This is a genomic window from Paracoccus sp. 22332 (assembly GCF_052045125.1).
In the GTDB taxonomy this organism is placed as follows: Bacteria; Pseudomonadota; Alphaproteobacteria; order Rhodobacterales; family Rhodobacteraceae; genus Paracoccus; species Paracoccus haematequi_A.
The window spans coordinates 1-14775 of sequence record NZ_JBQEOI010000057.1 but is presented as its reverse complement, the minus strand read 5'-3'; the positions used below and the strand labels follow the sequence as shown (position 1 = coordinate 14775).

Here is a 14775-nt window from a genome sequence, read left to right as displayed (position 1 = left end):
GTAAGCGCGACGCTGATCCCCTCCTGCCGCTGGTGATCTGAACGGGCCAATCTCCGTGCGCATGAACGTCGGAGGTGTTGGCTTGGAACGAGACGGCAAAATGGGCGGCCATTTGGACGGCTTCTCGGATGGTGGGGTTTCGCGGCTGGAAGTGATGGAGGGGCCGACCGGGCGTCAGCGACGCACGAAGGCGGAGCGGGCGCGGATTGCGGCGGAAAGCTTGGTGCCGGGAACTTCGGTGACCGAAGTCGCGCGGCGGCACGGGACGACGCGCTGGCAGGTTTATGACTGGCGGAAGAAGCTACGGGACGGACAGCTTGTCGTGCCCGAGAGCGTGGCGGCACTGCCGATGTTTGCAGAACTGGTCGTCGAGGGCGCCGCAGCGGAGATGCCGGCAGAGACGGAGGCCAGCACCGGCGTGGAGATTGTTGTGGGTGATGTCGTGATCCGCGTCGGCGCAGATACCGATGAGGTTCTGCTTACGCGGTCGATCCGAGCGGCGCGGGCGGCGGCATGGTGATGCTCGGCCAGGGCGGGCCGGTGAAGGTCTACGTGGCGACGCGGCCGGTGGACTTCCGCAAGGGCATCGACGGGCTGGCGCTGGCGGTGCAGGAGATGTTCGGGCTCGACCCGTTCTGCGGGGCGGTCTTCGTCTTCCGGGCGAAGCGGGCAGATCGTATCAAGATTCTGGTCTGGGACCAGACCGGGATGGTGCTCGTTCACAAGCGCCTCGAGGGCGGCAAGTTCGTCTGGCCGCAGGTGCGGGATGGGGTGATGCGCCTGTCCTCGGCGCAGCTGGCGGCGCTGTTCGAGGGGTTGGACTGGAGACTGGTAAGACCCGAGCGGGTGCGCCGCCCGCTGGTTGCAGGGTAAGTGCATCCGACGCACTGGAGGCCCCGTTTTTACTGGCCAGAACGGCATCAGCGTGATTCACTTCAGGCATGGATGCCGACACTCTCAGCCGCGAGAACGCTCATCTGAAGGCCCGCCTCGCGGAGGTCGAGGCAGCGCTCGCGGAGGTACAGGAGGCAAACCGCCGGCTGGAGGGTATCCTGCGCACCTCGCAGCGCGAGCGCTTTGGCAAGAGTTCCGAGAAGTTGTCACCCGACCAGTTCAATTTGCCGCTCGAGGACGCCGAACTGGCCCAGGGCGTGCTTGAGGCCGCGCAGGAGAAGGCTGAAGCCGCGCTTTCCCGGGCGCGAGGGGAAGAACCTCGCAAGCCCGCGCGCAACCGTGGGCATCTGCCGGCGCATCTGCCCCGGGTCGAGCGCGTGATCGAGCCGGCCAGCACCCTTTGCCCCTGCGGTTGTGGTGAGATGGCCCGGATCGGGGAGGATGTCTCCGAGCGGCTCGACGTGATCCCGGCGCAGTTCCAGGTTCTTGTGACGCGGCGCCCCAGATATGCCTGTCGCCGCTGCTCGCAGGCCGTAGTGCAGGCTCATGCGCCCGAGCACGTCGTGCCGGGCGGCCTGCCCACCGAGCGGCTGATCGCATGGATCATCATCTCGAAGTTCGGCGACCACCTTCCGTTTTACCGCCAGGCGGGGATCTTCGAGCGGCAGGGGCTCCACCTCGACCGCGGCACATTCGGCAATTGGGTCGGCCGCGCCTGCTTCCACCTGATGCCCGTGATCGACCACATGAAGGTCCACCTGCGCGTCGCCGACCGGATCTTCGTCGACGAGACCCGCGCGCCTGTTCTGGAGCCGGGCCGGAAGGCCACCAAGAGCGGCTACTTCTGGGCCGTCGTATCCGACGATCGCGGGCATGGCGGTGCCGGCCCGCCCCTCGTGCTGTTCCACTACGCTCCCGGTCGGGGACGGGAACATCCGCTTAGGTTCCTGGCCGGATACCGCGGCCGGTTCCTGCAATGCGACGCCTACCAATCCTACAATGCGCTGACCGAGATCACGCGCGATGAGGGGCCGTGGCAGCTGGTCTATTGCTGGACCCACGTCCGCCGCCGCTTCGTCAAACGCGTCGAGAGCGACGGCTCGCCCATCGCCGAGGAGATGCTGCGCCAGATCGCATTGCTGTATCAGATCGAAAAGACCGTGCGCGGCAAGGACCCGGCCGTCCGCATGGCCATCCGACGCGAGCAATCCGCCCCGATCATCTCCGCGCTCAAGCCCTGGCTGGAGACCCAGCTCTCGCGCATCCCGCGGAAGTCCCTGCTGGCCGAGGATATCCGCTACACCCTCGCGCACTGGCCCGGCCTGATCCGCTTTATCGACGATGGCACCCTCGAGCTGGACACCAACCCGGTCGAAAACCAGATCCGTCCGATCGCGCTGACCCGGAAGAACGCCCTCTTCGCCGGGAACGAAATCGGCGCCGAGAACTGGGCCATGCTCGCCTCGCTGGTTGCCACCTGCAAGCTGTCCGGCGTGAACCCCGTCGACTACCTCGCCGATACCCTCCGGGCCATCCTCGACGGACACCCCAGATCCCGCATCGAGGACCTCATGCCCTGGTGCTACGACCAAGCGTCAAGCCTCGCTGCATAGGGCCTCGTCGTCGCGCTTACGATTGTATTTTGGTTTTTCATGTTTTCGGGATAGCCGTCGAATCAAGTGGGGGTTCACTTGTAAGAAGCGTGTTAAAACATGAGGATGTCAAAAATACCTGCGGACGGCCGAGCGCTTGATAAATTCTACACCAACGACTCTACCGCCCGCGTGTGCATTGGCGCCGTCTGGCGCGAATGCCGGTTCCGGCCCGACGATCTTTTCGTGGAGCCCTCCGCCGGAGCCGGCGCATTCAGCCGGCATCTGCCAGCCGGGCGCTTGATCGCGCTCGATATCGCGCCGGACGCGCCAGGTATCGTCGAGGCGGATTTTTTGTCCTTCACCGCGCCACGGCATGACGGCCGTATCGTTGTTCTCGGCAATCCGCCTTTCGGAAGAGGCGGAAGGCTCGCGAAGCGCTTCATCCAGCGCGCGGCGCGCTTCGCCGACGTGATCGCCTTCATTCTGCCCGCGTCTTTCGCGAAATCCTCCATGCAGCGCGGGATCGACCCGCACTTCCACCTGTGCCGTCAGATAGACCTTCCGCAAGAGCCGTTCCTGATCGAGGCAGCGGTCCACCGCGTCAACTGCGTGTTTCAGATTTGGGAGCGCCGCGATGACAAACGCGTTGATCAGCGCCAAGCCGACATCCATCCGGATTTTGAGTTTGTGGCTGATCTCAAGGACGCCGATGTGATCATCCGCCGCGTGGGCGGCAGGGCAGGGGCTCTGTTGCCGCTTCCAGGCTGTGAGGCTGTCAAGAACGCGGAAGGTTTGAAGGGATACTCGCGGAATTCGAATTACTTCATTCGCGCCGTTGGCTGTGGCGCGGATGAGTTGCGGGAGCGCTTGGAGCAGTTGTCTTTGGCGACTGCGGCAGCGCGTGCGGTCCAGCCATCTTTGGCCCGAACCGAGATCGTCTCGCTGTACTACCAAAGGGCGACAATGATGGAGAACCAGACGGTTCCTTCTGTTCCGGAGCCTTTGGAAAGGCCGCGCCCCACGCGGAACGCGGCCTGCGGGTCGATCCCGTATGATGGCAGGGTAGGCCACTCGTCAGAAGCACAAGCCCGCCCTTCTGGGCTGCCATGGCACACCGGTTCCGCCGGGACACAGAAATGGACGAGCGGTAAATCGCCCAGACCTTCTCAGGACGATCTCGGATCGTCAATTGGGGAGGCCCCTGCCGGTCCAACGATGGATACTCCCGCAATCCGCGGGTTGGCCGCCGCATGCCCTTCCCGCAGGCGTGATCATCCACGTGGGGCATCCCAACCTGATCGGTCGCCGGCCTCCCCATGCAGCCGGACTTGGCGACTCCAGCTCAACGGGGACTTCGAGTGGTTTCCTCACAACACCTACCTGATGCGGAAGCGCGGGCATCCGCATGACTCGCCGCGCCCTATCGCCAGGCGCGGCAAGAGCGCGCCGAGCGTCGGCGAAAACGAGTGGCTGGGCGGCCATGTTGGCGACAAGGTTCCGTGGCGCGCCTGCTCGCGATGCGGAAGCCGCTCGTCAGGCGTCAAGGCTTGGAAGGGAATTCATCGATGCTCAAGGCGTTGAGTCTGTTTACCGGGGTTGGCGGTCTCGACTTCGGTTTCGAAGCCGCCGGCTTCGAAACCGCCGTGGCCCTCGACAACGACGCCGCGGCCTGCCGCACCGTCCGCCTGAACCGGAAATGGCCTGTTCTCGAGGGCGACATTCACGGCATTCCTTCCAGCATAATCATGGAGAGGGCGGGTCTTGCCGTTGGCGAGGCCGACGTGCTGATCGGCGGTCCGCCGTGCCAGCCGTTCTCGAAGTCCTCTTTCTGGGTCAACGGGGACACGCCGCGCCTGGACGATCCGCGCGCCGACACGCTGACGGCCTATCTGCGGGTGCTGCGCGACCTGCGGCCAAAGGCTTTCCTGCTGGAGAACGTCCCGGGGCTGATCTACAAGGGCAAGGATGAAGGCTTCCAGCACCTTCTGCGCGGCATCGCACTCATCAACGAGGAATGCGGCACAAACTACCGCATGGCGTGTAAGGCAATCAACACCGCCCATTACGGAGTGCCACAGATCAGGGAGCGCGTCTTCCTGGTCGGCAGCCGGGAGGGGCATGACTTTGCGTTTCCGGCCGCGACCCACACCGCGCCCGAGAACACAGAACTCCTCGAGGGGCGTCTCGAGCCGTACCGGACGGCGTGGGACGCCATTGGAGACCTTCCGGACCTGCCCAACGAACCGTCTTTGACAGTCGGCGGGAAGTGGGGCGAACTCCTCCCCTCGATCCCGGAAGGCCAGAACTACCTTTGGCACACGAACCGCGGTGGTGGCTTGCCCCTGTTTGGTTGGCGCACACGCTACTGGAGCTTCCTGCTCAAGCTGGCCAAGCACCTGCCGTCCTGGACAATCCAGGCGCAGCCCGGTTCGGCGATCGGTCCGTTCCACTGGAACAACCGAAAGCTCTCCGTGCGGGAAATGTGCCGTCTGCAAACCTTCCCCGATGGTCTCAGGTTCGAGTGCGGCAGGTCGGACGCGCAGCGCCAGTTGGGCAACGCGGTTCCCTCTCTCATCGCCGAGATCCTTGGCCGCGAGATCCGCAGGCAGCTTCTGAACGACGGCACCGATTTGGGCCCACTCAAGCTTCTGCAATCGGTGCGCGAGACCGTGCCCGTGCCCGCGCCGGTCTCTCTGGTTTCCGAGAAGTACCGATCCCTTGCTGGCGACCATGCCGACCACCCCGGCAAGCGGCGCAGACAGACGAAAGGGCTCGTTAGCAAGATGGATGCGGCGAGAGGCTCTTTGAAAAGGCTGTCGAATGAGCAATCTTCCGGATGTTGAACAGCATTCCAGGCGGTGGCGCAGGCTGTTCCTGGCCCCGCACCTTGCTGCGCAAACCGAATTGGCTCTTTTTTCGATCGGCCATGCAAGCTTCACCATGAAGGCCGTAGTCGCCTGCGTCGCACGGTTTGCGACAGAGGTTTTCTCATCATACGCTGATACTCAGCCGCTGGATCGAGGCGGGATCGGGCTCAGAACAGAAAAGAGCTGATCATCGACGTCCCGAAGCGCGGCATTCGCGCCGTCATCCCGAGTGACGGAGCCGTAAGCCCATCCGCGCAAGCCGGAACGCCGAGCCGCAAGGAAGTGTTGGTTGCGGGATCGCAATATCTTGCGCAAGAGGTTGGCGATCTCACATGATGTCGCGCTTTCTTGTTGCCGTTCGGCACTTGTTCTGGCTTTATCGCGGGTAGCAATGAACAACCATAACCTACGATGACGCCGTGACTTTCAGATCTCTCGAACTCTTCGCAGGCGCCGGTGGACTCGGGATCGGGCTTGCGCAGGCTGGCTTCGTGCCGGAGCTTGTGGTCGAGTTCAACCGCTGGTGCTGCGATACCCTTCGCGAGAATCATCCGCAGCCTGAGGATCAAGATCATGAGGGGCCTTGGCGCGTCCAGGAGGGAGACGTTAGGAACCTCGACTTCCGGAGGTTCGAGGATCGGCTGGATCTGATTTCGGGCGGCCCGCCCTGCCAGCCATTCTCGCTTGGCGGGCGCCATCGAGCATACGACGACACTCGCGACATGTTTCCGCAAGCGGTGCGGGCTGTGCGGGAGGCCAAGCCGAAAGCCTTCGTCTTTGAGAACGTCAAGGGTCTGACCCGCGCGTCGTTCCATGACTACTTTACTTACGTTCGACTGCAGATGGAACACCCGGAGGTCATCGCGCGCCCTGACGAATCGTGGGGTGGGCACCTCAAGCGACTGCACCGGCACCACACGTCGACCGATAGATCCGGACTGCATTACAACGTCGTGACGAAGCTCATGAATGCGGCCGATTTCGGCGTGCCCCAGCGGCGTGAGCGCGTGATCTTCGTTGGCTTCCGCTCCGACATCGACGCGCGATGGACTCCGGATGATGGAGAGTTCTCGCAAGAGGCCTTGGTATGGGATCAGGTTTACGGCGACTACTGGGACCGCCACGAGGTGATCCGCGCCCACAGGCAGCTTGAAGGTCGCGCGGCGCAGATCGCGAGACGCTTGTCGAAAGACGAGAAGCCGGCGTCGAAGCCGTGGCGCACGACGCGTGACGCCATCTCCGACCTCCCGGATCCCCGTCATTGCCGGCGCTCCGAAGCGGTGAACGGGCACCGGTATCAGCCGGGCGCCCGAACATATCCTGGGCACACCGGGAGCTACCTCGACGAGCCAGCCAAGACGCTGAAGGCCGGTGTTCACGGCGTTCCCGGCGGCGAGAACATGCTGCGCCGCGCGGATGGCAGTGTGAGATACTTCACCGTCCGCGAGAGCGCCCGTCTTCAAACCTTTCCGGACAGCTATCGCTTTCATGGGGCATGGACGGAGTGCATGCGGCAGCTCGGGAACGCGGTGCCGGCAGAGTTGGCGCGCATCGTCGGACTGAGTGTCGCAGGTAAGTTGCAGGCGGCGAATGGCTAAGCGCCCTGAGGTGAAGGAGGTCGAAAAGGCCCGGGAGGCTTTGGAAGAGATGGTTGCCGCGATGCGCGACGCTGAGTTCACGACACCATCTCGGAAGAAGGTCCGGGTGACCATCGCTGAAATGCGGGAAGCCTTGGAAAGGCTTGATCGCTCGATAGACGAGATCGCGATGCCGGACGCGATCTTCGAGCCCAGCGACCCACGGCTGATCGGGCATTTCGTCGCGCTTGCGCTTCTCGCGCGAGATCGCCGTCCGCTCGCCCGCGGGCGGAAATTCTACGGCGCCGGCGTCTACGCGATATACTACACCGGTGATTTCGAGCCTTACGCTCCGATCTCAGGCACAGAGACTCCGATCTATGTCGGCAAAGCCGATCCGCCGGTCGGGGCGAGGACTGTGGTCGAGCAGGAGACGAAGCTGTGGTCCCGCCTCGACGAGCACAGGAAAAGCATCGAAAAGGGTGCCGATCTAGACAGCGCCGATTTCGAGTGCCGAGCCCTGGCTGTGCAGAGCGGGTTTCAAGCCGCGGCCGAAAACCACCTCATCCGGGTGTTCCAGCCACTTTGGAACAACGAGATGAGGATCATGTTTGGCATCGGAAAGCACGGGGACAGCGCTGAGACCAGGTCGAACAAGCGATCTCCATGGGATACTCTCCATCCAGGCCGACGCTGGGCCGAAGGAAACGAGCCCGGCAGATCCAGGGAGGAGATCCTCGAGGACATTCGCCGGCACTTCGAGCGGACGCCTGTTTATCAGAATATGGACGATGTCTTCCGGGTGTTCATCGACGGCATTCGTCGCGCGGATGAGCGGATCGCGCATGAAGAAGCCGAGGAACTCGCGGAGGACCTAGACCTCGAGGAATGACCGCAGCCGGTGCGCCAGGTCGGGGCATTTCGTTTCGCATTCCCAGACTGTCAGTGTTTCCCAGTTCCGATCTTCGAGCGCCTTGATCGCTTGGGCGTCGCGTTCCGCGTTCCGCGCTATCTTTTCGGTCCAGAAGTCCACGCGGGATTTCGGGAGGCGAGCCAGCTTGCATCCCTTGTGTCCGTGCCAGAAACAGCCATTCACGAAGATGGCTTTCCCGCGTCGCCGGAACACAATGTCGGGCTTTCCTGGAAGCTCCTTCGCATGCAACCGGTAACGGTATCCCATCCCGTGCAGCAAGCGCCGAACGACCATCTCGGGCTTCGTGTTCTTGCCGCGGATGCGCGACATGAGCTGGCTGCGCTGATCCGATGTCAGTGTGTCCATCTGTCGCTCTTGAGGAACCGATGGGACCGGCGCAAACCCGCCTCCCCTCGACCTACTCCCCTTCCTCCTCGTCTTCATCATCCAGGATCACGCGGGGAAGATCATTGTCGTCGATCTTCCAACTGCTGTGATCCTTGAGCGTATCACTGATGCGGCTCGGCATTGTAGCGATGAATTCAATCGCGCCGGATCTACCGATCCATGTCGCAGGCTTCCTCCGCATTATAAAACTCCCATGCCACGCGCATCGAGATATTTCTCGGGAAAGCCTGACCTACCCTGGGTGTCGCCTCTAGCCAGACCCGCACATGGGGGGACGGAAATGTCAGCTCTTCGGGACTTTGGATTGAAACATGACCGAGCAATTCGGCAATGGCCTCGACTCAACGAGCCGGGGCTTTCTTTTTTGCCAACAGGCATATCAGAACGCTCTTGTCGCACATGTAAAGCTCGCCTGCCTTGGAAGGTTTTTGCAGGGGTTACATTCTCTCACGTCTTACAAGAATATTGACCAATTCCTGCCGATCCGGCGATTGTCGCCAACCATTACTGCCGATTTGACAGACGTGAAAGTGATCATGCCCGAACTGCCCGGATCATTTCTCCACCGTTGCCTGTCGGTTGATCTGGAAGTCGACCCGAAAACCGCCCGCATCTTTGCTCTTGCCGCCGTTTGGCCCGATACCCGGCCAGCCGTCCTGGCCAAGGGCCGAGATATGGAACCCACCCTAGATCGGCTGGAGAATGCGTCGGCCAATGTCGATCACCTGATCGGCCACAACATCCTTCGCCACGACCTGCCGCATCTGGCGGCGGCCCGGCCGCGCCTCGCGGCGCTCACCCGGTCCGCGATCGATACCCTGTGGCTCAATCCACTGGCCTTTCCGCGCAACCCTTATCACCACCTGGTCAAGCACTACCACGACGGGCGGTTGCAGGCGGGTCACATCAACGACCCGGAGCTGGACGCGCGACTTGTCTTCCAGGTTCTCGACAATCAGCTCGCTGCCCTTGCGCGGCTGAATGGCGAGGAACGGGACGCAGTCACAGCCTATCACTACCTGACCACCCGGATGGATGATGCGGGCGGCTTCGATGCCGTGTTCCGGCACATCAGGGGCGGCGAGCTACCAAGCCATGCGTCCGCCCGAGAGGCGATCCTCCGGCTTCTGTCGAACCGCGCCTGCGGTCAGCGCCTCACGGAACTGCTTGAGCGGATCCCCAGCCCGCAACGCGGATGGCCCACGGCCTATGCGCTGTCCTGGATCCTGGTCGCGGGTGGAGACTCGGTGATGCCGCCCTGGGTGCGGGCGCAGTTCCGCGAGGCCGCGCTCATCGTCCGGCATCTGCGCGATACCGCCTGCGACGATCAGGACTGCGGATGGTGCCGGGAGAAGAACGATCCGGTCCGCGCGCTGTCGCAGTGGTTCGGCTTCGGGGCCTTCCGACCACAGCCGGTCGACGAGGCTGGCCGTCCGCTCCAGGAACGGATCGTCGATGAGGCGATGAAGGGCGCCAGCATCCTCGGCATCCTGCCCACGGGAACGGGCAAGTCGGTCTGCTACCAGATCCCGGCGCTGTCAAAGTTCGACAAGACCGGCGCGCTGACCGTGGTGATCTCGCCCCTTGTCGCGCTGATGGCCGACCAAGTGCAGGGCATGGAGCGGGCCGGCATCTCGGCGGCCGTGACGGTGAACGGCATGCTGTCGATGCCGGAGCGGCAGGACGCGCTCGACAAAGTGCGCATGGGAGAGGCGGCCATGCTGCTGATCTCTCCCGAGCAGCTGCGCAGCACGTCGGTCCGCTCCGTCCTGGCGCAGCGCGAGATCGGCCTCTGGGTTCTGGACGAGGCGCATTGTATCTCGAAATGGGGCCATGATTTCCGTCCCGACTACCGTTATGTCGGCCGCTTCATCAAGGAAAGCGCCGGAGACGAGCCACCGGCACCGGTCCTGTGTCTGACGGCGACGGCCAAGCCCGAGGTGGTGCGCGACATCCGCGATCACTTCCAGTCCCGGCTGGGGGTCGAGCTTTTGCTCCTCGATGGCGGCGCGGTGCGCACCAATTTGAGCTTCGAGGTGCGCCCCACGCAGAAGGGCACCAAGCTTGCCGACATCCTGGACGTGATCGAGGCGAAGCTGCCGCAGGAGGGCGCGTCGGGTGCCGTCGTCTACTGCGCCACCCGGGGCGAGACGGAGCGCGTGGCGGGCTTTCTCAAGCAGCGGGGACTTTCGGCCGAGCACTTCCATGCGGGCCTGCCGCCGGATGAGAAGCGGGACATCCAGGAGCGCTTCCGGGTGGGCGAATTGCGGATCATCGCGGCCACGAACGCCTTCGGAATGGGGATCGACAAGCCTGACATCCGGCTGGTGGTGCATGGCGACATTCCGGGCTCGCTCGAGAACTATCTTCAGGAAGCCGGGCGCGCCGGCCGCGACCGCCGTCACGCCAATTGCGTGCTGCTGTTCGCCGCCGAGGATGTCGAGCGGCAGTTCTCGCTTTCCGCCCGGTCCCGCCTGGCCCGCCACGAGATCGGCGCCATCCTGAAGGCTTTGCGCCGGCTGGACGAGCGGACGCGCAAGACCGGCAAGGTGGTGGCCACGTCCGCCGAGATCGTGCGGGCCGAGCGCGAGCAGGAATTCGAGCGCGACAGCGCCACGGACGACACCCGGGTCAAGACGGCCGTGTCCTGGCTGGAGGAGGCCAGCCTCCTGTCGCGCGAGGAAAACCGGGTGCAGGTTTTTCCGTCCTCGCTACGCATCCGCACGCTGGCCGAGGCGGAGACCATCCTGGCCAAGACCGAGGTGACCGGGACCCGGCGCAAGCAGCTTCTGGACATCGTGCGCCACCTGATGAACGCACCCCGGGACCAGGGTATCTCGACCGACGAGCTGAGCGGGGTAAGCGGCCTCACAGGCGGGGCGCTGAACAAGGCCCTGGCCGATCTGGAAGCGCTCGGCATCGCGCGCAATGACGTGGCGGTGACGGTGTTCGTTCATTCCGGGGTCGAGGGCCAATCGCGGCAGCGGTTTGAGTTGGCCTCCGCTCTCGAGCGCGACCTGATCGCGGTGCTGCGCGAGGCTGCTCCGGATGCCGAGGGGTCCGGGGGCATTCCCCTGAACCTGCCGGTCGCCTGCCAGGCCCTGCGGGACGGGGGCCACGCCAGTGTCCGTCCGGACATCGTGGAAAAGCTGGTGCGCGGCATGGGTCGTGACGGGCGCGACCAGGACGGCGGACGCGGGAACCTGCGCCTGCGCAAAGCGTCGCGCGACACGCTCCTGGTGACATTGCAGCGCTCCTGGCAGGTGCTGGAGCAGACCGGCCTGATCCGCAGGCAGGCGGCCGAGCTGTTGCTGGCGCACCTTCTGGGCAAGGTGCCGAAGGGCGTCCGGGGCAAGGACCTCCAGGTCGAGACCACCCTGGGCGATCTTCTGGCGGTGCTGACCTCCGACGCGCTGCTGCGGACGAGTGGCGTCAAGGACATGACGAAGCTCATGGAGCGCGGCCTTCTCTGGCTTCACGAACAGGAGGTGGTGAGTCTCGGAAAAGGGCTGACGGTCTTCCGGCCCGCCATGACGGTTCACCTGAATGCCGCGGGTGGCGCCTTCACGCAGAAGGACTTCATTCCCCTCGAAGAGCACTACAGCGAGCAGACCGTGCAGACCCATGTCATGGCCGCCTATGCCGAGAAGGGTCTTGTCACGATGGAGCAGGCCTCGCGCCTGTCGGAGGACTACTTCGTTCTGGATCGCGATGCTTTCCTGAGCCGCTGGATGCCCGGCAAGGCGGCAGAGATCCGCCGCCAGACCACCGGCACGTCCTGGAAGACCATTGTCGAGGCCCTAGACAACCCCGTGCAGCAGAAGATCGTCGCCGACGATCGGGAGCAAACCAGCGTTCTGGTGCTTGCCAGTCCCGGCTCCGGCAAGACGCGCGTGCTGGTTCATCGCATCGCCTATCTGATCCGGGTCCGGCGCGAGGACCCGCGCGGCATCCTTGTGCTGACCTACAACCGCCATGCCGCAGCCGAAGTCCGGGCGCGCCTGCGCCACCTGATCGGTGACGATGCAGGCCTGGTGACGATTTCGACCTGCCACGCGTTGGCCATGCGGCTGGTCGGCGCCAGCTTCACCGGGTCTGCCGCCGAGACCCACGACTTCGACGGCATCGTCAGGGAGGCTGTGCGTCTTCTGAACGGCGAGGGCCTGAGCAAGGCTGAGGCCGAGGCGCAGCGCGAGACGCTGATCCAGGGTTATCGCTGGATCCTGGTGGACGAATACCAGGATATCGGGCCCGAGGAATATGCGCTGATCGCTGCCGTGGCCGGCCGGTCTCTGGAGGACCCGGATCTCCGGCTGAGCTTGTTTGCAGTCGGAGACGACGACCAGAACATCTATGCCTTCGCGGGCGCCTCCATCCACTTCATCCGGCAGTTCGAGGCGGACTACCGGGCCCGGCCGGAGTTCCTGGTCGAGAACTACCGCTCCACCCGCCACATCATCGAGGCCGCGAATGCGGTGATCGCTCCGGCCAGGGACCGGATGAAGGCCGATCACGCCATCAGCGTCGATCGCAAGCGCTGGAAGGATCCGCCCGGCGGCGAGATGGCAAAGCTTGATCCTGTCGCGCAAGGCCGGGTGCAGGTGCTGGATTGTCCAGGAGGCGATGTGGCGCAGGCGATCGCGGCGGTTGATGAACTCGTGCGGCTGTCATGCCTGGATCCAGACTGGAGCTGGTCGCGTGCAGCGATCATCTCGCGCGACTGGCGACGTCTTGCCCCGGTGCGTGCCTATGCCGAAGCTCTGGGTGTCCCGGTGGAGATGGCCAACGAGAGCCCACCCAGTGTCTGGCGTTTGCGCGAGATGCAGGGCTTCATCGAGGTCTTGCGGCGCGATCCCACGCGACTTCTCGGCATCCGCGATCTCATTGAGGCTGTGAACACGCTGCCATCCAACCGCTGGACGGACCTGATCGCCGAAGGGATCGCCGCGCTAGCGCGCGAACTTGCCGACAAGACCATGCCGGTGCCTGATCTCATCGAGTGGTTTGCGGAATGGGCTCGCGATACGCGAGGCGAACAGCGGGGATTGCTGCTCCTGACCGCGCACCGTTCGAAAGGGCTGCAGTTCGACGACGTCGTCATCCTGAACGGCGGTTGGGATGCTCCCTCGAAGAACGAGGATGCCGATGCGCCCCGGCGCTTGTTCTATGTCGCCATGACACGGGCGCGGCGCAGCCTCTGCATCATGGCGAGCGGCGGGTATTCATTCCTGCCGCAGGGCGGAGAGCATGTGCTCCGGCGGAACGCCCCGCCCCAGGCGGGAGATGTGGTGCTGGCAACCGCGCAGTATCAGATGCCCAACCTGAAGGCCGTGGATCTGTCCTGGGCAGGGCGGCTACCTGCGGATCACCCCTCGCTGCGGGCAATCGCCGAAGCCCGGGTCGGCGATCCCGTGCGCGTGGTGAACGAGAGTGGAGCCTGGCTGATCCACGATGCCCACGGACGTGCCCTGGGACGCATGGCACGGACCTGGTCGCCGCCCGAGGGAGTCAACTTTCTCAGAGGAGAGGTCGGTGCCGTGGTGCGCTGGCGCAAGGCCGACAACAAGGAGGAGTTTCGAGCCCACCTGCGCAGAGAGGTCTGGGAGGCCGTTTGCCCGGAGTTGTTGTATGGCTGATGCCGGGGAGGGGGTCGCCCCCGCAATGGCCATCTTCTCTGCCGGGGACAAGGACGCACACGCGATCGACCCTTGCCGCCGTCACGGCCCAGCGTTCAAGGAGTGCCAGCCAAGGTGTGGCGCTCTCTGCCTTCGGAGGCCACCTCCGCATTGGATCCGTGATGGTTCCGATACTCACGGTGTCGCCGCCGATCTCATCTCCCCGGAGACGCGATTTCCACCAAGGAAGAATTCATGCACATCTTACCGAAAAAATAATTTTCCTTTTTCTCTTTTCCGTATTTCGAGTATGGCTTGAAAAAAGCCATGTTGAGAAGGCGATTTTGCCCTGTTTTTCGAGGGTTTTTAATCAAAACCAAGTTACGCGGTGATTTTTCGTTTTGCAGCCTGCGGATCGGGCAATTGGATCCTTGACCGGAGGGAGCGGCGCATTTCGTCGAGGGCCGGGTTGCGAAGAGGCCCTAACTGTTCCGGCTTGGAGAACGTGGCGCTTACCAACAAAGCTTCGCGAGGCCGGTGGCTCATCCTGAACAGCATCTCCCTCAACTCCATTCGCTTCCCTTATCGCCGGCGTTCACGGCAGCGCTTTGCGCCTCCGGTCCACCATCAAGCTAGCATGATATTATCATAGACGCCTATCATGCTATCATTTTGACCATGTGGCCGCCGCCGAGAGCCGCTCTGCAATCCGGAGCAGGGTGATAGCGTGCCAGGATGCTATTATCCTAGGTTGCTATTGTGATAGCTTCGGGCAGGCTCTCCGGCGGAATGATAGCATGCTAGGGTAATATTACTCTATTATAATAGAGTAATATTACACTATTACGCTATGCAACGGTTGCCGCAGGCCGTCACCCTCGATCTGCGCTCAACGCGGGGTGCCGC

Annotated in this window: 10 protein-coding genes; 8 read left to right on the top strand and 2 right to left on the bottom strand. The window is 63.6% G+C overall.

Annotation, left to right across the window (positions count from 1 at the left end; genetic code table 11):
* Positions 1 to 100: 100 nt before the first annotated feature.
* The 3 genes from tnpA to tnpC all read left to right on the top strand — a co-directional run bounded on the left by tnpA (position 101) and on the right by tnpC (position 2507).
* Positions 101 to 520, top strand: coding sequence for an IS66-like element accessory protein TnpA (tnpA, locus tag ACTJI6_RS21950; protein ID WP_440798008.1), 420 nt, complete (start codon positions 101 to 103; stop codon positions 518 to 520).
* Entirely contained in the window at positions 514 to 873 is a 360-nt protein-coding gene (gene tnpB, locus ACTJI6_RS21945; protein ID WP_214273084.1) for an IS66 family insertion sequence element accessory protein TnpB, read from the top strand. The genes tnpA and tnpB overlap by 7 nt, the downstream gene beginning before the upstream one ends.
* Before the next feature lie 68 nt (positions 874 to 941).
* Entirely contained in the window at positions 942 to 2507 is a 1566-nt protein-coding gene (gene tnpC / locus ACTJI6_RS21940; RefSeq protein WP_080622378.1) for an IS66 family transposase, read from the top strand.
* Positions 2508 to 2615: 108 nt separating this feature from the next.
* Here the strand turns inward: tnpC and ACTJI6_RS21935 are convergent, their stop codons facing one another.
* The gene (locus ACTJI6_RS21935) at positions 2616 to 3149 is read right to left on the bottom strand and encodes a hypothetical protein (RefSeq protein WP_440803711.1); all 534 of its coding nucleotides are present in this window, start codon (positions 3147 to 3149) and stop codon (positions 2616 to 2618) included.
* 839 nt (positions 3150 to 3988) lie between these two features.
* On the opposite strand from ACTJI6_RS21935, the gene ACTJI6_RS21930 reads away from it, so the two are divergent.
* The 4 genes from ACTJI6_RS21930 to ACTJI6_RS21915 all read left to right on the top strand — a co-directional run bounded on the left by ACTJI6_RS21930 (position 3989) and on the right by ACTJI6_RS21915 (position 7825).
* Complete coding sequence (locus ACTJI6_RS21930; RefSeq protein ID WP_440803710.1) at positions 3989 to 5332, top strand: DNA cytosine methyltransferase; 1344 nt, start codon at positions 3989 to 3991, stop codon at positions 5330 to 5332.
* Positions 5310 to 5543 carry a hypothetical protein gene (locus ACTJI6_RS21925; RefSeq protein WP_440803708.1) on the top strand — a complete coding sequence of 78 codons (234 nt, stop codon included), beginning with the start codon at positions 5310 to 5312 and terminating at the stop codon, positions 5541 to 5543. Before ACTJI6_RS21930 ends, ACTJI6_RS21925 begins: the two co-directional genes overlap by 23 nt.
* Positions 5544 to 5775: 232 nt before the next feature.
* Positions 5776 to 6954 carry a DNA cytosine methyltransferase gene (locus ACTJI6_RS21920; protein ID WP_440803705.1) on the top strand — a complete coding sequence of 393 codons (1179 nt, stop codon included), beginning with the start codon at positions 5776 to 5778 and terminating at the stop codon, positions 6952 to 6954.
* Positions 6947 to 7825 (top strand): Eco29kI family restriction endonuclease, encoded by an 879-nt coding sequence (locus ACTJI6_RS21915; RefSeq protein WP_440803702.1) that lies wholly within the window; start codon positions 6947 to 6949, stop codon positions 7823 to 7825. Before ACTJI6_RS21920 ends, ACTJI6_RS21915 begins: the two co-directional genes overlap by 8 nt.
* On the opposite strand, the gene ACTJI6_RS21910 is transcribed toward ACTJI6_RS21915, so the two are convergent.
* Entirely contained in the window at positions 7808 to 8212 is a 405-nt protein-coding gene (locus ACTJI6_RS21910; protein ID WP_440803700.1) for a very short patch repair endonuclease, read from the bottom strand. The genes ACTJI6_RS21915 and ACTJI6_RS21910 overlap by 18 nt on opposite strands.
* Positions 8213 to 8790: 578 nt before the next feature.
* On the opposite strand from ACTJI6_RS21910, the gene ACTJI6_RS21905 reads away from it, so the two are divergent.
* Positions 8791 to 13890 (top strand): RecQ family ATP-dependent DNA helicase, encoded by a 5100-nt coding sequence (locus tag ACTJI6_RS21905; RefSeq protein ID WP_440803713.1) that lies wholly within the window; start codon positions 8791 to 8793, stop codon positions 13888 to 13890.
* Positions 13891 to 14775: the final 885 nt, after the last annotated feature.

Coding starts and splice junctions, on each gene's coding strand:
- ACTJI6_RS21925 (WP_440803708.1), top strand. CDS start 5,310: ATGAGCAATCTTCCGGATGTTGAACAGCATTCCAGGCGGTGGCGCAGG.
- tnpB (WP_214273084.1), top strand. CDS start 514: ATGGTGATGCTCGGCCAGGGCGGGCCGGTGAAGGTCTACGTGGCGACG.
- ACTJI6_RS21910 (WP_440803700.1), bottom strand. CDS start 8,212: ATGGACACACTGACATCGGATCAGCGCAGCCAGCTCATGTCGCGCATC.
- ACTJI6_RS21915 (WP_440803702.1), top strand. CDS start 6,947: ATGGCTAAGCGCCCTGAGGTGAAGGAGGTCGAAAAGGCCCGGGAGGCT.
- ACTJI6_RS21905 (WP_440803713.1), top strand. CDS start 8,791: ATGCCCGAACTGCCCGGATCATTTCTCCACCGTTGCCTGTCGGTTGAT.
- tnpC (WP_080622378.1), top strand. CDS start 942: ATGGATGCCGACACTCTCAGCCGCGAGAACGCTCATCTGAAGGCCCGC.
- tnpA (WP_440798008.1), top strand. CDS start 101: ATGGGCGGCCATTTGGACGGCTTCTCGGATGGTGGGGTTTCGCGGCTG.